The organism is Streptomyces sp. NPDC085931 (genome assembly GCF_044540565.1).
Lineage (GTDB): Bacteria > Actinomycetota > Actinomycetes > Streptomycetales > Streptomycetaceae > Streptomyces.
The window spans coordinates 365,980-385,956 of record NZ_JBITSK010000008.1; the positions used below are offsets into that span (position 1 = coordinate 365,980).

A 19,977-nucleotide genomic window follows, 5' to 3' on the forward strand; every position below is an offset into this window, starting at 1 on the left:
CTGGGGGTGTCTCCCGAGTGCGGTCTTCCGGTCGTGGTCGACGTCCCGGTGCCGGGACATGCGGCTGCCCTCCCGGTGGGGGTCCGGGAGGGCGGGGCAAAGGACCTGTCAGCCGTTGCGCGGGCCGGGGAAGGCCGTGGGCCGCGCCTCGTCGCGCAGGGCCGGGCTGCCGGCCGTGGGCTGCGTCGGCATGGAGCGGGCCGCGGGGACCGTCGGGACGGTGGGCAGGCCGGTGGTCACGTTGACCGCGCGGCCGCCGGCCGGCTCCGGTGTGCGCTCCGGCTCGGCGGTGGCGGTCTGGGCCGTGGCCCGGCGCGCGCCGTAACGGCGGTGCACCGCCTGTTTGGTGACGCCCAGTGCGGAGCCCACGGCGTCCCACGAGAAGCCGAGTGAGCGGTCGAAGTCCACGGCCGCCGTCACCAGGGTCTCGACACTGTCCCGCAGCTCCTGGGCGAGACGTACCGTCGGGGCGGGGGCGCGTCCGTAGACGACGAAGCCCGTGGAGGGGCCGGAGCGGCGCGGGCGGTAGACGTTGCCCAGTTGGGCGGTGAGGGTGCGCAGTGCGTCCACCTGCCGGCGGACCCGCTCGATGTCCCGCACCAGCAAGTGCAGGCTGGCCCGAGCCTGGGCGTCGTGGGTTGCGTGGTCGGCCATGAACAAGCCTCTCGAACCGGCGTTGAAAGGAATGGGCCGCGATCGCGGCCCGTTGTGGTCAACTCTGTCTTGACCAACGCGGATTCGCCCCGCTGGTCACGGTGTGGGGGCGTGGGAGCATATGCGTGCGCCCGTTTGCGCGGGGCGTGCGCCTCGGTCTTCGGCCTTCGGCTCTCGTCTCCCGTCCGGGCACGGCCCGTGACCGCCGCCCGGGAAGGCCGGGCTGTCCCGGGCGGGCCGGGCGCCGTCCGCGGCTGTCCGCCCCACGGCTCATAGACTTGTGTGCCGCCCGTCGTCCGCCCCCGCCCGAGAGGCCACCACCACCCCATGAAGCTCGTCTTCGCCGGTACCCCCGAGGTCGCCGTTCCCGCTCTGGACGCTCTTCTCGCCTCCGGGCGGCACGAGGTGGCCGCCGTCGTGACCCGGCCCGACGCGCCGGCCGGGCGCGGGCGCAGGCTCGTCGCGTCGCCCGTCGCCGAGCGGGCGGAGGAGGCCGGGATCGAGGTGCTGAAGCCGGCGAAGCCGAAGGACCCCGAGTTCCTGGAGCGCCTGCGGCAGATCGGCCCCGACTGCTGCCCCGTCGTCGCCTACGGCGCGCTGCTGCCTCGGGTCGCCCTCGACATCCCCGCGCACGGCTGGGTCAACCTGCACTTCTCGCTGCTGCCGGCCTGGCGGGGCGCCGCGCCCGTGCAGCACGCCATCATGGCCGGGGACGAGATCACCGGGGCCTCCACGTTCCTGATCGAGGAGGGGCTCGACTCGGGGCCGGTCTACGGCACGGTGACCGAGGAGATCCGGGCCACCGACACCAGCGGGGACCTGCTCACCCGCCTCGCCTTCGCCGGGGCCGGGCTGCTCGCGGCGACCATGGACGGGATCGAGGACGGCACGCTGAAGGCCGTACCGCAGCCGGCCGAGGGCGTCAGCCTCGCTCCCAAGGTCAACGTCGAGGACGCCCACCTCGACTGGACCGCGCCCGCGCTGCGCGTGGACCGGGTGGTGCGGGGCTGCACGCCGGCGCCCGGCGCCTGGACCACGTTCCGCGGTGAGCGGCTCAAGCTCATCCAGGCCGCCCCGGTGCCCGAGCGGACGGACCTCGCCCCGGGGCAGATCGCGGCCGGGAAGAACAACGTGTACGTCGGCACCGGCTCGTACGGCGTCGAGCTGCTGTGGGTGCAGGCCCAGGGCAAGAAGCCGATGCGGGCGGCGGACTGGGCCCGCGGCGTGCGGATCGCGGAGGGCGAGCGGCTCGGAGGCTGAGCGGCCACCCCGGGGCGCGGCGGGGTCGTCGAGGCACCGGTGTGGGGCCGGGCGTGGGGCTCCGGGGGCGTAGTGGTGTCGTCGAGGCACCCGAGTCCGCGGCGCGAGCCGTGTCGTCAGCCTGGCCCCGGCGCGAGCCGTGTCGCGGCGTAGGGTGGGGCGCGCACGTCCCCTCATACCCGGAGCACCTTTTTCGTGAGTGACCAGCCCCGTCGGCCCCGCCCGTCCGGCAAGCCCTACCGGCGCCCCCAGAAGGACCCCGTCCGCATCCTCGCCTTCGAGGCGCTGAGGGCCGTGGACGAACGGGACGCCTACGCCAACCTCGTGCTGCCGCCGCTGCTGCGCAAGGCGCGGGACAAGGGCGACTTCGACGCACGGGACGCGGCGCTCGCCACCGAGCTGGTGTACGGGACGCTGCGGCGGCAGGGCACGTACGACGCGATCATCGCGACCTGCGTCGACCGGCCGCTCGGTGAGGTCGACCCGCCCGTGCTGGACGTGCTCAGCCTCGGCGCGCACCAGTTGCTCGGCACGCGGATCCCGACGCACGCGGCCGTGTCCGCCACCGTCGAACTCGCCCGGGTCGTGCTCGGTGACGGGCGGGCCAAGTTCGTCAACGCCGTGCTGCGCAAGGTGGCACGGCACGACCTGGACGGCTGGCTGGAGCGGGTCGCGCCGCCCTACGAGGAGGATCCCGAGGACCATCTCGCCGTCGTGCACTCGCACCCGCGGTGGGTCGTGTCCGCGCTGTGGGACTCCCTGGGCGGCGGGCGCGCGGGCATCGAGGAGCTGCTGCGGGCCGACAACGAGCGGCCCGAGGTCACACTCGTGGCGCGGCCCGGCCGGGCCACCGCCGAGGAACTGCTGGGTGAGGACGCCGCCGTACCGGGGCGCTGGTCGCCGTACGCCGTGCGGCTGAGCGAGGGCGGTGAACCCGGTGCCGTTCCGGCCGTGCGGGACGGGCGCGCGGGGGTGCAGGACGAGGGCAGCCAGCTCGTGGCGATGGCCCTGGCCGACGCGCCGCTGGACGGGCCCGACCGGCGCTGGCTGGACGGGTGCGCCGGACCCGGTGGCAAGGCCGCGCTGCTGGGCGCCCTGGCCGCCGAGCGGGGCGCCCTGCTGGTCGCCTCCGAGAAGCAGACCCATCGCGCCGGGCTCGTGGCCAGGGCGCTGGAGGGCAACCCGGGGCCGTATCAGGTGATCGCCGCGGACGGGACCCGGCCCGCGTGGCGGCCCGGCAGCTTCGACCGGGTGCTGGTCGACGTGCCCTGCACCGGCCTCGGCGCCCTGCGGCGCCGCCCGGAGGCGCGCTGGCGGCGCCGTCCGCAGGATCTGGAGGGCTTCGCGCCGCTGCAGCGCGGGCTGCTGCGCACCGCCCTGGAGTCCGTGCGGGTCGGCGGTGTCGTGGGCTACGCGACCTGCTCGCCGCACCTCGCCGAGACCCGGGCCGTCGTAGCGGACGTCCTCAAGCAGCACCCGGACACCGATCTCATCGACGCCCGGCCGCTGCTGCCGGGCGTGCCGGACCTGGGTGACGGGCCCGACGTGCAGCTGTGGCCGCATCTGCACGGGACCGACGCGATGTACCTGGCGCTCATCCGCCGGACCGGCTGACCCCCGCCCCGGCGCTCTCCCGGGCCGCCGCACCGCCGTCCTCCCCGGCCAGCCGGTGCGGCCACCACACCCTGGGGCCCACGTCCAGGAAAAGGGACGTCACCAGGACCGAGCGCACGATGAACGTGTCGATGAGGACGCCGAGGGCGACCGCGAAGCCGATCTCCGCGAAGCCGACCATCGGCAGGGTGCCGAGGGCGGCGAAGGTGCCGGCCAGCACCAGTCCGGCGGAGGTGATGACCGCTCCGGTGGCGGCCAGGCCGGTGACCACGCCCGCTCTCGTGCCCTGCCGGGCCGCCTCCTCGCGGATGCGGGTGGTCAGGAAGATGTTGTAGTCGATGCCGAGGGCCACCAGGAAGACGAAGACGAACAGCGGGAAGTCGGTCGCCTCGCCCGCGTAGTCGAAGACGTACCGGAACGCGAGCGCGCTGAGGCCGAGCGCCGCCGCGAACGACAGGATCACCGTCCCGATCAGCAGCAGCGGGGCGATCAGCGCCCGCAGCAGGACGCCGAGGATCAGCAGGACGACGAGCAGTACCAGCGGGATGATCAGCACGTTGTCGTGCGTGGTCGCCCGGTCCATGTCGAGCAGGGCCGCCGTGCCGCCGCCCACCTGGGCGTCGGCGTCCGGCACCGCGTGCACGGCGTCCCGGACCCGCTCCACCGTCTGCTTGGCGGCCTCGCTGTCGGCCGGGGCGGTCATGGTGGCCTCGAACAGGACCCTGCCCTCGAAGACCGGTTTTGTGCCGGGCGGCAGGCCGAGGGACTGCGGGACCACCCCCGGTGTCGCCGCGACCGCGCGGCCCACCCGCACGGCCTGCGCCTGGTTGCTGATGATCACCAGGGGATCACCGCTGCCCGCCGGGAAGTAGCGCGCCGACACCTCCTGGCCGGTGATCGAGTCGGGTTTCCCGGTGAACGCGTCGGCGTTGCCGATGCCCTCCGCGCGCAGCTGGATCAGGCCCAGCGAGCACACCGCCAGGGCCAGGGCCGTCCCGGCCCAGATCATGCGGGGGCGGCGGGCGATCCGGCGCCCGGTGCGCGCCCAGATGCCGTGCTCGGTCGGGTCGGGCGCGCCGTGGTGCGGGATCACCGGCCAGAAGATCCACCGGCCGACGACCACCAGCAGCGCCGGGAAGAGGCTCAGCATCGCGAGCAGGGCGACCGCGATGCCCATCGCGGCGACCGGGCCGAGGCCCCTGGTCGAGTTCATCTCGGCGGCCAGCAGCACCAGCATGCTCAGCACGACCGTCGCGCCGGAGGCCAGCACCGCGGGGCCCGCCCTGTGCAGCGCCAGGGCCATCGCCTCGTGCCGGTCCTCGTGCCGGCGCAGCTCCTCCCGGTAGCGGGCGACCAGCAGCAGGGCGTAGTCCGTGCCCGCGCCGAAGACGAGCACCGTGAGGATGCCGGCGCTCTGCCCGTTGACGGTCAGCCCCGCGTGCTCGGCCAGCAGATAGATCAGGGCCTGCGAGGCGAACAGGGCGCACACCACCGCGATCAGGGGGATCAGCAGCAGAGTCAGGCTGCGATAGGTGATCAGCAGCATGACGATGACCACTGCCATCGCCGAGAACAGCAGCGTCGAGTCGATGCCCTCGAAGGCCTCCGCGAAGTCCGCGGAGGTGCCGCCCGGGCCGGTGATGTGCACGGCCAGTCCGCCGGCGCCCTCGCCGACGTCGTCCCGGATGGAGTCGACGGCCGGGGCGATCCGCTCCCAGCCCTTCTCGTCCATCGTGATCGGCACGAAGACCTGCGCCGCGCGCGGATCGCCCTGCCGGTCGAAGACCGGGCCCCGGGTCCGCTCGCCCATGATCCCGTGGTCGCGCAGCTGCCTCAGCTGCCGGACGTCCTCGGCGATCTCGGCCCGGTCCCGCGCGGTCAGCCCGCTGTCGCGGGCGTAGATCACGATCGCCGGGATCTGCTCCGGCCGGAAGTCCTCCGACGCCTCCAGCACCTGCGTCGACTCCGCGGAGCCCGGCAGCCACGACGCCGCGTCGTTGTCCTGCGCGTCGGTGAGCTTCATGGCGAAGGGCGCGGCGATGAAGAGGACCACCAGCCACAGCCCCACCACCAGCCACTTGGCCCGCCGTCCGCAGACGAGATGTGCGACGCCGTGTCTCATGCCGACTCCCTCCGCGGCACCGCCCGTCCGGGGGCACGGGGCACCGCGCGAGCAACCGCACGCGGCCCGTGGCCGCCGTACCACCTTTCCGACCCGGGACCGATGCCCACAACCCCTCGGGGGCATGGCAGTCTTAGGTCATGGCCGTGCAGATCAACCCCAGCATCCTCTCCGCCGACTTCGCCCGCCTCGCGGACGAGGCGAAGGCCGTGGAGGGAGCCGACTGGCTCCACGTCGACGTCATGGACAACCATTTCGTCCCGAACCTCACGCTCGGCGTGCCGGTCGTGGAGTCGCTCGCCCGTGCGACGGACACCCCGCTGGACTGCCATCTGATGATCGAGGCCCCCGATCGCTGGGCGCCCCAGTACGTGGAAGCGGGGGCCGGTTCCGTCACCTTCCACGTCGAGGCCGCCGCCGCCCCGGTCCGGCTCGCGCGGGAGATCCGGGCCAAGGGCGCCCGCGCCTCCATGGCGCTCAAGCCCGCGACCCCCGTCGAGCCGTACGAGGACCTGCTCCCCGAGCTCGACATGCTGCTGATCATGACGGTCGAACCGGGCTTCGGGGGACAGGCCTTCCTCGACATCATGCTTCCGAAGATTCGCCGCACCCGCGAGTTGATCAGCAAGCACGGCCTGGAGCTCTGGCTCCAGGTCGACGGCGGAGTCTCCGCCTCGACCATCGAGCGCTGCGCCGACGCCGGAGCCGACGTCTTCGTGGCCGGATCGGCGGTCTACGGGGCGAACGACCCGGCAGAGGCGGTACGTGCACTACGCACGCAGGCCGAGGCGGCCACGGCGAAGGCCTCCTGGGCCTGCGACCACTGAGCCACAGCAAAGTGAACGGCTCTCATCAGGGCTGATCATCCGCGCCGGATCTGCAAGGATGAACGGCGAATCCAGAGTGTGAACAGCAGTGAGGAGATCGCCGTGTCGGGTATGTCGGCGGGCCGGTCAGCCATGCGGATGGGACCCGCTGAGCTGGTGCAGGCGGCGGCCATGGCCCGCCGCTTCTACCTCGAGGGCAAGTCCAAGATCCAGATCGCGGAGGAGTTCGGCGTCAGCCGCTTCAAGGTGGCCCGGGTCCTGGAGACCGCCCTCGAACGGGACCTCGTACGAATCGAGATCCGGGTGCCTGCGGAACTGGACGCCGACCGCTCGGACGCGCTCCGCGCCCGGTACGGCCTCAGGCACGCCGTCGTGGTCGAGTCGCCGGCCGAGGCCGAGGAGACGCCCGACCCGGAGAACCTGGGAGAGGTGGCCGCCGACCTGCTCGGCGAACTGGTCGACGAGGGCGACGTGCTGGGCCTGGCCTGGGGCCGCTCCACCATCCACATGGCGGCGGCCCTCGACCGGCTGCCGCCCTGCACGGTGGTGCAGCTGACGGGCGTGTACGACGCCGGGACCGCCGAGCGCGGCTCGGTCGAGGCCGTGCGCCGCGCCGCCCAGGTGTCCGGCGGGGACGCCCACCCCATCTACGCGCCCATGCTGCTGCCCGACGCGGCCACGGCCACGGCGCTGCGCAACCAGACGGGCATCGCCCGGGCCTTCGAGCACTTCGACAAGGTCACCGTCGCCTGCGTCTCCATCGGGTCCTGGGAGCCGGGCATCTCCACGGTGCACGACATGCTCAGCGACGAGGAGCGGGCGCACTACGCCTCCCTCGGTGTCGCCGCCGAGATGTCCGCGCACCTCTTCGACGCCGAGGGCCGCCGGGTCGGACGGGACCTGGGCGAGCGGTGCATCACCGTCAAGGCCGACCAGCTGCGCCGCATCCCCGAGGTCGTCGCGATCGCGGGCGGGCAGCGCAAGGGGCCGGCGATCGACGCGGTGCTGCGCTCCGGTCTGGTCACCAGCCTGGTGACGGACACGTCGGCCGCGGACTACCTGATGACGGCGGGGCCGGCGCCCAGGCCCGCGCTCAACCGGGCCGACCCGGACGGGATCTGACGGGTGGCGGACCAGGCGCACGGGGTACCGGACGACCCGGCCGGACGGATCGTCCTCGTCCTGGACCTCGACGGGGTCACGGACAAGGCGGGACTGATGGACCGCTGCGCCCGTGACCTGTCCCTGCCCGAGTGGTTCGGGCGCAACTGGGACGCCCTCGCCGACTGCCTGGCCGACCCCGCGCTCTGGCCCGAGGGCGCGGGGGAGCGGGGGCTGCTGGTCGTCGTGACGGGCTGGCGGGCCTACGCGGCGGCGCGACCCGAGGAGTGGCAGGTCGCCGAGGAGATCTTCGCCGAGGCGACGGACCGGGGCCCGGGGCTCTTCGTGACCCTGGGCTCCTGACCCCGCGTCCTTGGACGAACCTCCGAACGGCCCCCTGACCAGCCTGGACGATCCGCCGGGGGCCGTTCGCCCGCCCGGCATGGGACAATGAAGTACGTGCTCTTTCCCCCTGGCCGGCCGGTCGGGGGGTCACCTCTGAACGACTGGGATGTGCAGCACGTGCGTTTCCTCAATGACATCCAGCCCGGGTACGACCTGACGTACGACGACGTCTTCATGGTGCCGAGCCGCTCCGCGGTGGGCTCCCGGCAGGCCGTCGACCTCAGCTCCCCGGACGGCACGGGCACCACCATCCCGCTCGTCGTCGCCAACATGACCGCCATCGCCGGCCGTCGCATGGCCGAGACCGTGGCCCGCCGCGGCGGCCTGGTGGTGATACCCCAGGACATCCCGATCGACGTCGTCACCGAGGTCGTCTCCTGGGTCAAGAGCCGCCACCTGGTGCTGGACACCCCGATCATCCTGTCCCCGCACCAGACCGTCGCGGACGCCCTCGCGCTGCTGCCCAAGCGGGCGCACAACGCCGGTGTCGTCGTCGACGAGGACCACAAGCCGGTCGGCGTGGTCACCGACACGGACCTGTCCGGCGTGGACCGCTTCACGCAGCTCTCCGAGGTGATGTCCCGGGACCTGCTGCTCATCGACGCGGACCTGGACCCGGGCGAGGCCTTCGCCACCCTGGACCACGCCAACCGCCGCTATGCCCCCGCGGTCAACGAGGACGGCACGCTCGCCGGCATCCTCACCCGCAAGGGCGCCCTGCGGGCCACGCTGTACACCCCGGCCACCGACGCGCGGGGCCGGCTGCGCATCGCCGCCGCCGTCGGCATCAACGGTGACGTCGCGGGCAAGGCCGAGCAGCTGCTGGCCGCGGGCGTCGACACGCTCGTCATCGACACCGCGCACGGCCACCAGGAGTCGATGATCAGCGCCCTGAAGCTGGTGCGCGACCTCGACCCGCAGGTCCCGATCGTCGCCGGCAACGTGGTGGCCGCCGCGGGCGTGCGCGACCTCATCGAGGCGGGCGCCGACATCGTCAAGGTCGGTGTCGGACCCGGCGCCATGTGCACCACGCGCATGATGACCGGCGTCGGCCGGCCGCAGTTCTCCGCCGTGCTGGAGTGCGCGGCCGAGGCCAGGAAGTTCGGCAAGCACGTGTGGGCCGACGGCGGCGTCCGCCACCCCCGCGACGTGGCCATGGCGCTCGCCGCCGGCGCGTCCAACGTGATGATCGGCTCCTGGTTCGCCGGCACCTACGAGTCCCCGGGCGACCTCCAGCACGACGCCCAGGGCCGCGCCTACAAGGAGTCCTTCGGCATGGCCTCCGCCCGCGCCGTGCGCAACCGCACCTCCGAGGAGTCGGCGTACGACCGGGCGCGCAAGGCCCTGTTCGAGGAGGGCATCTCCACCTCCCGCATGTTCCTCGACCCGGCCCGCCCGGGCGTCGAGGACCTGATCGACTCGATCATCGCGGGCGTCCGCTCCTCCTGCACCTACGCCGGTGCCGCCTCCCTGGAGGAGTTCGCCGAGAAGGCCATCGTCGGCATCCAGAGCGCCGCCGGCTACGCCGAGGGCAAGCCGCTGCACGCCAGCTGGACCTGACCGGCCCCAACTGCCGTCCGTACGGCCCCCGTTCGACCTGCCCGGCAGGGAGAGTCGGGGGCCGTTCGCATGCGCCCGCGCAACGGTCGAAAGCGGCGGTGCAACGAACCTCCGGTCCGCCTCCAGGTACGCAATGATCTTGCGCGGATGCGCAAGGTTGCTGCATTTCGACAGCAACGCCCCTCCTCATAGGCTGTCGCCTCGTACGTGGCGTGGCGGGGACTTACGCTCGGCGGGTCCCTGCTCAAGGGTGCCCGCGGTCCCTGCCGCCCTGACCGCAGCGATGAAGGAGCCAGCGCGTGCTCGACCAAGGCGCACCCCCGCAGAATCCAGGCCGGCCGGCCGCCCCCTCGTCCCCGGGAATCGGCGCGCGCCTCATGCGCCGCAAGCCGGTGGAACGCCTGGTCGCTGAGGGTGGCCAGGGTGAGGGAGGGTCGCTGCGGCGCACCCTGGGGCTCTGGCAGCTCACCATGATCAGCATCGGCGCCACCCTCGGCACCGGCATCTTCGTGGTCCTCGGCGAGGCCGTCCCGAAGGCGGGCCCGGCCGTCACGCTCTCCTTCGTCATCGCCGGTCTGACCGCCCTCTTCTCGGCCCTGTCGTACGCCGAACTGGCGGGCACCATCCCGGTCTCCGGCTCCTCGTACTCGTACGCGTACGCAACGATGGGCGAGCTGATCGCCTGGATCTGCGGCTGGTGCCTGGTCCTGGAGTACGGCGTGTCCGTCGCCGCCGTCGCGGTCGGCTGGGGCGAGTACCTCAACGAACTGCTCGACGGGACCATAGGCGTCACCATCCCGGCCGCCCTGTCCGCCCCGCCCGGTGACGGCGGCGTGTTCAACCTGCCCGCGCTGATCGTCGTCCTGCTCGCCATGGCGTTCCTGCTGGGCGGTGCCCGCGAGTCCGCCCGCGCCAACACGATCATGGTCATCGTGAAGATCGCCGCCCTGGTGCTGTTCTGCGCCATCGGCGTGCAGGGCTTCCGCTCCGGCAACTACGAGAACTTCATGCCGCTCGGCATGGCCGGGGTCAGCGCCGCCGGTGCCACGCTGTTCTTCTCCTACATCGGCTTCGACGCCGCCTCCACCGCCGGAGAGGAGGCAAAGGACGCCCAGCGCGACCTGCCCCGCGCGATCATGCTGTCGCTGGTCATCGTCACCGCGCTGTACGTCCTCGTCGCCGCCGTCGCCGTCGGCGCCAAGCCCTGGCGGAACTTCACCGACTCCGAGGCCGCCCTCGCCCAGATCATGCGCGAGGTCACCGGCCAGACCTTCTGGGGCACGCTGCTGGCCTTCTGCGCCGTCATCGCCATCGCGAGCGTCGTGCTGACCGTGCTCTACGGCCAGACCCGCATCCTGTTCGCCATGTCCCGCGACGGGCTGGTGCCCAAGGTGTTCGCGCGGGTCCACCCGAAGACCGGCACGCCCCGCGCCAACACCCTGATCGTCTCCCTGTTCTGCGGTGTACTGGCCGCCGCGATCCCGCTCGGGCAGCTCGCCGACGCCACCAGCATCGGCACCCTGTTCGCCTTCGCGCTGGTCAACGTGGCCGTCGTGGTGCTGCGCCGGACCAAGCCGGACATGCCGCGCACCTTCCGCGTGCCGCTCTCGCCGGTCCTGCCCGCGCTGGGTTTCGCCTTCTGCGTCTGGATGATGGGCAGTCTGTCGACCGTGACCTGGGTGGTCTTCGGTGTCTGGATGGCCGCCGGGCTCGTGTTCTACTTCGTGTACGGCTACCGCCGTTCCCGACTGGCTCCATCCGAGAAGTGAACGACCCACAGTGCTGAACGATCTCGACGAACGCATCGTGCACGCCCTCGCCGAGGACGCCCGCCGCTCCTACGCCGACATCGGCCACCTCGTCGGCCTGTCCGCGCCCGCCGTCAAACGGCGCGTGGACCGGCTGCGGGCCACCGGGGCCATCACCGGCTTCACCGTCCGCGTGGACCCGGGGGCCCTCGGCTGGGAGACCGAGGGGTTCGTCGAGATCTACTGCCGCGGCAACACCTCCCCGGAGACCATCCAGCGCGGTCTGGAGCGCTACCAGGAGGTCGTGGCCGCCTCCACCGTCACCGGGGACGCGGACGCGATCGCCCAGGTCTTCGCCTCCGACATGCGGCACTTCGAACGGGTCCTGGAGCGCATCGCCGGGGAGCCGTTCGTCGAGCGGACCAAGTCCGTGCTCGTGCTGTCGCCGCTGCTGCGGCGCTTCTCGTCGGGGTCGCCCACGTAAAGCACGGGCCGATCCGAACGACAGGCCCTAGCATCGGTGTCATGACCTGGCGACATTGATCCACGCGCCGTGCCTCCCGGGGACCGCCCCGGCCGCCGTACCTCCGGCGTCCGATCGGTCCTGACGGGAAGGCCCCATGACACTCACCCCCGCACGCGTGCCCGCCACCGGCGTCCGGCGGCTGACGACCACGCTGTACGGCTACGCGTTCCTCGACGACTTCGTCCTGCTCTACCCGGTGTACGCGCTGCTGTTCGCCGACACCGGCCTGTCGCTCTGGCAGATCTCCTCCCTGTTCGCCCTCTGGTCGATCACCGCGGTGGCGCTCGAAGTGCCCTCCGGTGCCTGGGCCGACGCCGTCTCGCGTCGCCGGCTGCTGTGGATCGGCCCGCTGCTCACCGCCGCCGGCTTCGCGCTGTGGGTGGCGGTCCCGTCGTACGGGGCCTTCGCGGCCGGCTTCGTCCTGTGGGGCGCCGGCGGGGCGCTCGGCTCCGGAGCGCTGGAGGCCCTCGTCTACGACGAACTGGACCACCTGGGCGCCGCCGGCCGGTACGCGGGGGTCATGGGCCGGGCCCGGGCCGCACGGCTGACGGGCACCGTGTCCTCCCTCGGCCTCGCGGGGCCCGTGTTCGCCCAGGGCGGGTACGCGGCCGTCGGTGCCGCCAGCGTCCTGGCCTGTGCGCTGACCGCCCTCACCGCGACCCGGTTCCCCGAGCACCGGAAGCGCCCGGGGACCACGGGCGAGAACTGGGCGGCGACCCTGCGCACCGGGCTCGCCCAGGCCTGCCGGGACCGGGCGGTGCGCGGCGCCCTGCTGCTGGTGCCGGCCGTCGCCGCGGTGTGGGGCGCGCTCGACGAGTACACGCCGCTGCTGGTCCGGGACACCGGCGTCGCGGAGGCGACCGTGCCCTACCTGATCATGCTGATCTGGGCGGCCGTCACCCTCGGCAGCCTCCTGGCCGGACCGGCCGAGCGCCTCGGCACCGCCGGGTTCGCGGCCCTGCTCGCCGGTGGAGCGCTCGCCCTGGCCGTCGGCGCCGCCTCCCGTTCACCGGCCGGCATCGCCCTCGTCGGCCTCGCCTTCGCCGGATTCCAGCTGGCGGAGGTGGTGGCCGACGTCCGCCTGCAGCACCGCATCGACGAGTCCCGCCGGGCCACGCTCACCTCCGTGGCGGGCCTGGGCACCGAGCTGGCCACGGTCGCCGCCTTCGGCGCGTACGCGCTGCTCGGTGCCGGCCGGTCCCACGGCACCGTCTTCGCGGTGCTCGCGGTGCCCTACCTGGTGACCGCCCTGGTACTGCTCAGAAATCGGGCCGCCACGGCACGACGGTGAAGTCGCCCGTCCCCTTCGCGACCTTCTCGAAGGGGGCGGAGCTCACGCACTTGGGCAGCCCGTCCATCTCCACGGGGGTGCCCGTGGCGGCCCAGCTGTAGCCGAGCCGGTCGTGGCGGCCGAGGTCGTGGACGGTGACCCCGACCCGTTTGCCCTCGGCGCCCGGCAGGTCGGACTCGGTCACGATGCCCGAGACGACGGCGACCTTGCCGCCGGTCACCAGGCAGTCGACGGCGACCTCCGCCCGGGCGCCCTCGCCGTTGAGGTAGTGGCTGAACTCGAAGGTGCCCGTGGCCTTCATCGGATCGGCCTTGTCCTGCGCGGCCAGGTGCGCGTCGAAGGAGAAGGTGATGTCGTCCCCGGCCGAGCGGTACAGCTTGGCTGTGCCGGTGAGGGCCGCCGCCTCGCGCGGCCGGTCCGCCTCCGGCGCCGCCGCCTCGCGCGGCCGGGGTGTCTCCGACGCGGTCGCGGCCGAGGCCGCCCCGGCGGTGAGCAGCAGTGCGGAGCCGAGCACGGCGATCTTCGTACGGCGCTTCATTTCGGTCCCTTTCCGCAGGTCGTGTGGACAGCCCTCACTCTCCCGGCCCGGCGCGCGCGGCACATCGCGCCGCGGACGGGACCCCGCCTCCGCCGCGCGGCGGGCAGGCCCGGACCGGGCCGGGCCCAGGGGAGGAGCGGGGCTAGGCCCGAAGTCGCGCAACGAATCGCCGCCGGCCCCGGCCGGCACGCAACGAACCGTTCACCGGCGCGCAACGGCTCCTGCTTGTCCGCCCTGGTCAGCCGCCCGTACCGTCTACGTGGCCCCGCCAACCGTCCTGTGGGCCCCCAGCCACCCTTCGCCCGGTGAGGAACACGCATGCGCACCGCCCTGCTCCAGAGCTCCGGCCGCCCCGGCTCCACCGTCGAGAACCTCAAGGTCCTCGACGAGGCCGCGGGCCGGGCCGCCGCCGCGGGCGCCGGGCTGCTGCTCACCCCGGAGATGTTCCTGACCGGCTACGCGATCGGCGACGACATCGCCCGGCTCGCCGAGCCCGCCGACGGCGACTGCGCCGACGCGATCGCCGAGATCGCGACGAGCCACGGCCTGGCGATCGCCTACGGCTACCCCGAGCGGGCCGGCGAGACGGTGTTCAACTCCGCCCAGCTGATCTCCGCCGACGGCACACGCCTCGCGAACTACCGCAAGACCCACCTCTTCGGCTGCTTCGAGCGCGACCACTTCACGCCCGGCGAGCGGCAGGTCGTCCAGGCGGAGATCGACGGCGTGCGCGTCGGCATCCTCATCTGCTACGACGTGGAGTTCCCGGAAAACGTGCGCGCCCACGCCCTGGCCGGCACCGACCTGCTGGTCGTCCCGACCGCGCAGATGCACCCGTTCCAGTTCGTCGCCGAGTCGATGATCCCGGTGCGCGCCTTCGAGAACCAGATGTACGTCGCGTACGTCAACCGGGTCGGCCCGGAGGGCGAGTTCGAGTTCGTGGGCCTGTCCACGCTCGCCGGGCCCGACGGCATCGCGCGGACCCGGGCCGGGCGGGGCGAGGACCTCGTCCTGGCCGACGTCGACCCGGCCTTCCTCGCCGCGTCGCGCGAGAACAACCCGTATCTGCGGGACCGGCGCCCCGGCCTGTACGGGTCGCTCGTCTGACACCCCCTGAACCGCCCGTTCGTTTCTGTGCAAGGAGTCCGTACCCCATGACGTCCACCGTGCCCAACGCTGTCGAGCACGCAGACGCGCAGCAGCCGCCGATCACCATGTTCGGCCCGGACTTCCCGTACGCGTACGACGACTTCCTCGCCCACCCGGCCGGTCTCGGGCAGATACCCGCGACCGAGCACGGCACGGAGGTCGCGGTCATCGGCGGCGGCCTGTCCGGCATCGTCGCCGCGTACGAGCTGATGAAGATGGGCCTCAAGCCCGTCGTCTACGAGGCCGACCAGATCGGCGGGCGGCTGCGCACCGTCGGCTTCGAGGGCTGCGACGCGTCCCTCACCGCCGAGATGGGCGCGATGCGCTTCCCGCCGTCCTCCACGGCCCTGCAGCACTACATCGACCTCGTCGGCCTGCAGACGCGGCCCTTCCCCAACCCGCTCTCCGAGGCCACGCCGTCGACCGTCGTCGACCTCAAGGGCGAGTCCCACTACGCCGAGACGATCGACGACCTGCCGCAGGTCTACCGGGACGTCGCCGACGCCTGGGGCCGCTGCCTGGAGGAGGGCGCCGACTTCTCCGACATGAACCGCGCCCTGCGCGAGCGGGACGTCCCGCGCATCCGCGAGATCTGGTCCAGGCTCGTCGAGAAGCTCGACAACCAGACCTTCTACGGCTTCCTGTGCGACTCCGAGGCCTTCAAGTCCTTCCGGCACCGCGAGATCTTCGGCCAGGTCGGCTTCGGCACGGGCGGCTGGGACACCGACTTCCCCAACTCCATCCTGGAGATCCTCCGCGTCGTCTACACCGAGGCCGACGACCACCACCGCGGCATCGTGGGCGGCTCGCAGCAGCTGCCGCTGCGCCTGTGGGAGCGCGAGCCGCAGAAGATCGTCCACTGGCCCCTGGGGACCTCGCTGGCGAGCCTGCACGAGGGCCGCGAGCCCCGCCCGGCCGTCACCCGGCTGCACCGCACGGCCGGCAACCGCATCACGGTGACCGACGCGCGCGGCGACATCCGCACCTACAAGGCGGCGATCTTCACCGCCCAGTCCTGGATGCTGCTGTCGAAGATCGACTGCGACGAGTCGCTGTTCCCGATGGACCACTGGACGGCCATCGAGCGCACCCACTACATGGAGAGCTCCAAGCTGTTCGTGCCGGTGGACCGCCCGTTCTGGCTGGACAAGGCCGTCGACGACAGGGGAAATCCGACCGGCCGGGACGTCATGTCGATGACGCTCACCGACCGCATGACCCGCGGCACCTACCTGCTCGACGACGGCCCCGACAAGCCCGCCGTCATCTGCCTGTCCTACACCTGGTGCGACGACAGCCTGAAGTGGCTGCCGCTGTCCGCGAACGAGCGGATGGAGGTCATGCTGAAGTCGCTCGGCGAGATCTATCCCAAGGTCGACATCCGCAAGCACATCATCGGCAACCCGGTCACCGTCTCCTGGGAGAACGAGCCCTACTTCATGGGCGCGTTCAAGGCCAACCTGCCCGGCCACTACCGCTACCAGCGGCGCCTGTTCACGCACTTCATGCAGGACCGGCTGCCCGAGGACAAGCGCGGCATCTTCCTCGCCGGGGACGACATCTCCTGGACGGCCGGCTGGGCCGAGGGCGCGGTCCAGACCGCCCTCAACGCGGTCTGGGGCGTCATGCACCACCTCGGCGGCACGACCGACCCGACCAACCCGGGCCCGGGCGACGTGTACGACGAGATCGCGCCCGTCGAACTGCCGGAGGACTAGTTCCACAGCGGAGGTGTGGCCGGCGGTGCGGCCAGGGGCGTGAGCAGCATGCGCCCCGCCAGGCCGACCGCCGTGTCCAGCCGCTCGGTGAACTCCCCGGCGATGTCGGGGAGCGTGCGCAGCGCCCACAGGGCCCGGGCCGCCGTCCAGGCCGCCTCCCGGGCCCGCTCCAGGCTCCAGGAGCCGAGCAGATGGGTCAGCGGGTCGGCGATCTGCAGAAGGTCGGGGCCCGGCATCAGATCCTCGCGGATGCGCTCCTCCAGCGACACGAGGAGATCGCCCACGGTGTCGAACTCGTCCTCCAGCTCGGCCGGAGCGCAGTCGAGCGTACGGCAGGTGTCCACGACGGCCAGCGCCAGATCGTGCCCGATGTGCGCGTTGATGCCCGCCAGCGCGAACTGCACCGGGCGTACCCCGGGATGGCGGCGGAACTGGAACAGCGGCCGCCAGCAGGCCGGTGCGCGCCGGTCCCGCGCCGCCGCGTCGACCGCGTCCAGGTACCGCTGCGCGAACCGGACGTCCAGCGTGATCGCCGCGTACGGGTCGGCGAACCGCCCGGTGTCGACGTACCGGTCCACCGTCTGCGTCACGGTGAGGTAGACGCGGTTGAAGACCGCCACGCCGTCGCCCGGAGGCAGTGCCGCGTCGAGGGCGCGCAGCCGGCGGACGACGCCGTCGACGGGTGTGTCCACGGCCGGGGGGACTTGTTCGCATCGCGGCATGCGGGCAGAGTCCCAGCTCTAGGCTGGCGGGAGTACCGGCGGGCCCGGCGCTTCCCCGGAACGGGGGAACACCGCCCGCCGCAGGGGGAGGGGGAGCAGCACCGTGGCAGGCTCGCGTGCCCAGCGCCTGGCCGCCCGCAGGGCCGCGCGCAGGCGTGCCGCCCGGCGTGGCGCGATGGTCGCGGCGGCCTCCGTCGTCGTCGTGGCCGGTGTGGTCGCCGGGACGCTGTCCGCGTTCGACGGCGGCCGCCGTGGCTCCGACCGGGCCAGGACTCCCGAGGTGACCGCCTCTCCGCGGCTGGCGCCCCTGCCCGCGGTGCCGTCCCCGTCCCTCTCCCCGTCCCCGTCCCCGTCCGCGGCGCGGTCGTCGGCTTCCGCGAGCGCCGATGTCCCGCCCCCGCCGTCCCCGTCGGGGAGCAGGGCCGTGCGGCACCAGCGCGGCGCCCCGGCCGCCGGCCGGCTCTACCGCCACCCCGACTCCCAGGTGCTCGACTGGGTGCGCGCCCACCCCGGCGACCCCCGGCACGCGGTCATCGCGTCCCGTATCGCCGAGCAGCCGGCCGCGGTCTGGTTCGCCGAGTACGCGCCCGGCACCATCACCGCCCGGGTCGCCGCCGTCACCTCGGGCGGGGCGGCCCAGGGCCGGGTGCCCGTCCTCGTGCCGTACGCGATCCCCGGCCGGGACTGCGGCGGCCACTCCCAGGGCGGGGCGCCCGACCTGGACGCCTACGACGCCTGGATCGACCGGTTCGCCGCCGGGCTGGGCTCCGGCGAGGTCATCGTCGTGCTGGAGCCGGACTCGGTCGCCCAGGCCGAGTGCCTCCCGGCCGGTGCCCGCGCGGACCGCTTCGCCTCGCTGGCCCGGGCCGGACGCGTCCTGAAGGACGCCAACCCCAGGGCCCGCGTCTACTTCGACGCCGGGCACTCGGGCTGGAACGCGCCCGGCAGGCAGGCCGCCTGGCTGCGCCAGGCCGGTGCGGCCTCGCCCGCGTCCTCGGACGGGATCTTCAGCAACGTCTCCAACTTCCACACCACCGCCGACGAGATCGCCTACGACCGGCGGGTCCTGGCGGCGCTCGGCGGCCCGGCGGGCCTCGGCGCCGTCATCGACACCAGCCGCAACGGCAACGGCGCCCCGGCCGACGGCGAGTGGTGCGACCCCGCGGGCCGCCGGCTCGGCCGCACCCCGACCCTGACCACCGGCGAGCCCCGGATCGACGCCTACCTGTGGGTCAAGCTGCCGGGGGAGTCGGACGGCTGCAAGGGCAGGCCCGGCACGTTCACCGCGTCCTACGCCTACGACTTGGCGTCGTCGTAGGAGGAGGTGCCCTCGTCCAGCAGCGGCGTCTGCGTCTTCAGGTGGGCCGGGGCGAAGGCGCGCAGCGCGTGGTAGCCGGTGATGACCACCAGCGTGCCGAGCGCGATGCCGCTCAGCGAGAAGGTGTCCGTGATCTCCATGGAGACGTTGCCGACGCCGATGATGATGCCCGCCGCGGCCGGGACCAGGTTCAGCGGATTGCGCAGGTCCACCTCGGCGTTGATCCAGATCTGCGCGCCGAGCAGGCCGATCATGCCGTACAGGATGACGGTGATGCCGCCGAGCACCCCGCCCGGGATCGCCGCGACGACCGCGCCGAACTTCGGGCAGAGGCCGAACAGCAGGGCGAAGCCGGCGGCGGCCCAGTAGGCGGCCGTGGAGTAGACGCGGGTCGCGGCCATCACGCCGATGTTCTCGGAGTACGTGGTGGTGGGCGGGCCGCCGACCGCGGTGGACAGCATCGAGCCGACGCCGTCGGCCGCGATCGCCGTGCCGAGCTTGTCGTCCAGCGAGTCGCCGGTCATCTCGCCGACCGCCTTCACGTGCCCGGCGTTCTCCGCGACCAGCGCGATGACGACCGGCAGGGCGACCAGGACCGCCGACCACTCGAACGACGGGCCGTGCAGCGTCGGCAGCCCGATCCAGTCGGCCTGGCCCACGCCGGAGAGGTCGAGACGCCAGTGATCGGTGACCTTGCCGCTGCCGTCCGCCGAGTGGATCTTCCCGAAGACCAGGTCGAACACCCAGGAGACGCCGTAGCCGAAGACCAGGCCCAGGAAGATCGCGATCCGGGACCAGAAACCGCGCAGGCAGACCACCGCCAGGCCGGTGAACAGCATCACCAGCAGGGCCGTCCACTGGTCCTGCGGCCAGTAGGTCGAGGCTGTCACCGGGGCCAGGTTGAAGCCGATCAGCATCACCACCGCGCCGGTGACGATCGGGGGCATGGCGGCGTGGATGATCCGCGCCCCGAACCTCCGCACGGCGAGCCCCACGAGGAACAGCGCGGCGCCGACGACGAACACCGCGCCGGTCACGGTGGCGCTGCTGCCGCCCTGCGCGCGGATCACCGCCGCCACCCCGACGAAGGAGAGGGAACAGCCCAGGTAGCTGGGCACCCGGCCGCGCGTGGCCAGCAGGAACACCACGGTCGCGACACCCGACATCATGATCGCCAGGTTGGGGTCCAGGCCCATCAGGACCGGGGCCACGAAGGACGCGCCGAACATGGCCACCACGTGCTGGGCGCCGAGCCCGGCGGTGCGAGGCCAGGAGAGCCGCTCATCGGGCCGGACCACCGCACCGGGGGCCGGGACGCGTCCGTCGCCGTGCAGTTTCCAGCGGACGCCGAGATCCATGGGGGTGTCGCTTTCGTCGTGCGGGCAGCTGAGTCCGGACCATTGTCCGGGCTGCCGGGGCATGCT

Annotated in this window: 17 protein-coding genes; 12 read left to right on the forward strand and 5 right to left on the reverse strand. The window is 73.0% G+C overall.

What is annotated here, in order from left to right:
- Nucleotides 1-108: 108 nt before the first annotated feature.
- Complete coding sequence (locus ACIGAN_RS19795; protein WP_365096816.1) at nt 109-654, reverse strand: hypothetical protein; 546 nt, start codon at nt 652-654, stop codon at nt 109-111.
- Between the two features lie 327 nt (nt 655-981).
- Here ACIGAN_RS19795 and fmt point away from each other — a divergent pair, with 327 nt between their 5' ends.
- Nucleotides 982-1,914 (forward strand): methionyl-tRNA formyltransferase, encoded by a 933-nt coding sequence (gene fmt, locus ACIGAN_RS19800; protein ID WP_399859056.1) that lies wholly within the window; start codon nt 982-984, stop codon nt 1,912-1,914.
- Between the two features lie 195 nt (nt 1,915-2,109).
- On the forward strand, nt 2,110-3,528 hold the full coding sequence (locus ACIGAN_RS19805) for an RsmB/NOP family class I SAM-dependent RNA methyltransferase (protein ID WP_399859058.1): 1,419 nt from the start codon (nt 2,110-2,112) through the stop codon (nt 3,526-3,528).
- Here ACIGAN_RS19805 and ACIGAN_RS19810 read toward each other — a convergent pair.
- Nucleotides 3,509-5,650, reverse strand: a complete 2,142-nt coding sequence (locus ACIGAN_RS19810; RefSeq protein ID WP_399859061.1) for an MMPL family transporter — start codon at nt 5,648-5,650, stop codon at nt 3,509-3,511. The two genes, ACIGAN_RS19805 and ACIGAN_RS19810, sit on opposite strands and share 20 nt — an antisense overlap.
- A 140-nt stretch (nt 5,651-5,790) precedes the next feature.
- On the opposite strand from ACIGAN_RS19810, the gene rpe reads away from it, so the two are divergent.
- From rpe to ACIGAN_RS19845, 7 genes are all read left to right on the forward strand, one after another.
- The gene (rpe, locus tag ACIGAN_RS19815) at nt 5,791-6,477 is read left to right on the forward strand and encodes a ribulose-phosphate 3-epimerase (protein ID WP_356445106.1); all 687 of its coding nucleotides are present in this window, start codon (nt 5,791-5,793) and stop codon (nt 6,475-6,477) included.
- A gap of 78 nt (nt 6,478-6,555) precedes the next feature.
- Complete coding sequence (locus tag ACIGAN_RS19820) at nt 6,556-7,599, forward strand: sugar-binding transcriptional regulator (protein ID WP_365096828.1); 1,044 nt, start codon at nt 6,556-6,558, stop codon at nt 7,597-7,599.
- A 3-nt stretch (nt 7,600-7,602) separates the two neighbouring features.
- A complete protein-coding gene (locus ACIGAN_RS19825) occupies nt 7,603-7,941 on the forward strand; it encodes a barstar family protein (RefSeq protein WP_399859065.1) in 339 nt (112 codons plus the stop codon).
- A gap of 159 nt (nt 7,942-8,100) precedes the next feature.
- Nucleotides 8,101-9,543, forward strand: a complete 1,443-nt coding sequence (locus ACIGAN_RS19830; RefSeq protein ID WP_365096833.1) for a GuaB1 family IMP dehydrogenase-related protein — start codon at nt 8,101-8,103, stop codon at nt 9,541-9,543.
- A 299-nt stretch (nt 9,544-9,842) separates the two neighbouring features.
- Nucleotides 9,843-11,312 carry an amino acid permease gene (locus ACIGAN_RS19835; RefSeq protein WP_365740779.1) on the forward strand — a complete coding sequence of 490 codons (1,470 nt, stop codon included), beginning with the start codon at nt 9,843-9,845 and terminating at the stop codon, nt 11,310-11,312.
- 10 nt (nt 11,313-11,322) lie between these two features.
- Nucleotides 11,323-11,775 carry an Lrp/AsnC family transcriptional regulator gene (locus ACIGAN_RS19840; protein WP_031116678.1) on the forward strand — a complete coding sequence of 151 codons (453 nt, stop codon included), beginning with the start codon at nt 11,323-11,325 and terminating at the stop codon, nt 11,773-11,775.
- A 136-nt stretch (nt 11,776-11,911) separates the two neighbouring features.
- Complete coding sequence (locus tag ACIGAN_RS19845; protein WP_399859068.1) at nt 11,912-13,108, forward strand: MFS transporter; 1,197 nt, start codon at nt 11,912-11,914, stop codon at nt 13,106-13,108.
- Here ACIGAN_RS19845 and ACIGAN_RS19850 read toward each other — a convergent pair.
- The gene (locus ACIGAN_RS19850; RefSeq protein WP_365096840.1) at nt 13,077-13,646 is read right to left on the reverse strand and encodes a Repetin; all 570 of its coding nucleotides are present in this window, start codon (nt 13,644-13,646) and stop codon (nt 13,077-13,079) included. The genes ACIGAN_RS19845 and ACIGAN_RS19850 overlap by 32 nt on opposite strands.
- Nucleotides 13,647-13,964: 318 nt before the next feature.
- Here ACIGAN_RS19850 and ACIGAN_RS19855 point away from each other — a divergent pair, with 318 nt between their 5' ends.
- Both ACIGAN_RS19855 and ACIGAN_RS19860 read left to right on the forward strand, forming a co-directional pair.
- Entirely contained in the window at nt 13,965-14,753 is a 789-nt protein-coding gene (locus ACIGAN_RS19855; RefSeq protein ID WP_399859072.1) for a carbon-nitrogen hydrolase family protein, read from the forward strand.
- A 47-nt stretch (nt 14,754-14,800) separates the two neighbouring features.
- On the forward strand, nt 14,801-16,513 hold the full coding sequence (locus ACIGAN_RS19860; protein WP_399859073.1) for a flavin monoamine oxidase family protein: 1,713 nt from the start codon (nt 14,801-14,803) through the stop codon (nt 16,511-16,513).
- Here the strand turns inward: ACIGAN_RS19860 and ACIGAN_RS19865 are convergent.
- Nucleotides 16,510-17,235: a DUF5995 family protein gene (locus ACIGAN_RS19865; RefSeq protein WP_365740783.1), complete on the reverse strand. Its 726-nt coding sequence runs from the start codon at nt 17,233-17,235 to the stop codon at nt 16,510-16,512. The genes ACIGAN_RS19860 and ACIGAN_RS19865 overlap by 4 nt on opposite strands.
- A 175-nt stretch (nt 17,236-17,410) precedes the next feature.
- On the opposite strand from ACIGAN_RS19865, the gene ACIGAN_RS19870 reads away from it, so the two are divergent.
- Nucleotides 17,411-18,553 (forward strand): glycoside hydrolase family 6 protein, encoded by a 1,143-nt coding sequence (locus ACIGAN_RS19870; protein ID WP_399859204.1) that lies wholly within the window; start codon nt 17,411-17,413, stop codon nt 18,551-18,553.
- Here ACIGAN_RS19870 and ACIGAN_RS19875 read toward each other — a convergent pair.
- Nucleotides 18,532-19,911, reverse strand: a complete 1,380-nt coding sequence (locus tag ACIGAN_RS19875; protein WP_365096851.1) for a uracil-xanthine permease family protein — start codon at nt 19,909-19,911, stop codon at nt 18,532-18,534. The genes ACIGAN_RS19870 and ACIGAN_RS19875 overlap by 22 nt on opposite strands.
- Between the last annotated feature and the right edge of the window lie 66 nt (nt 19,912-19,977).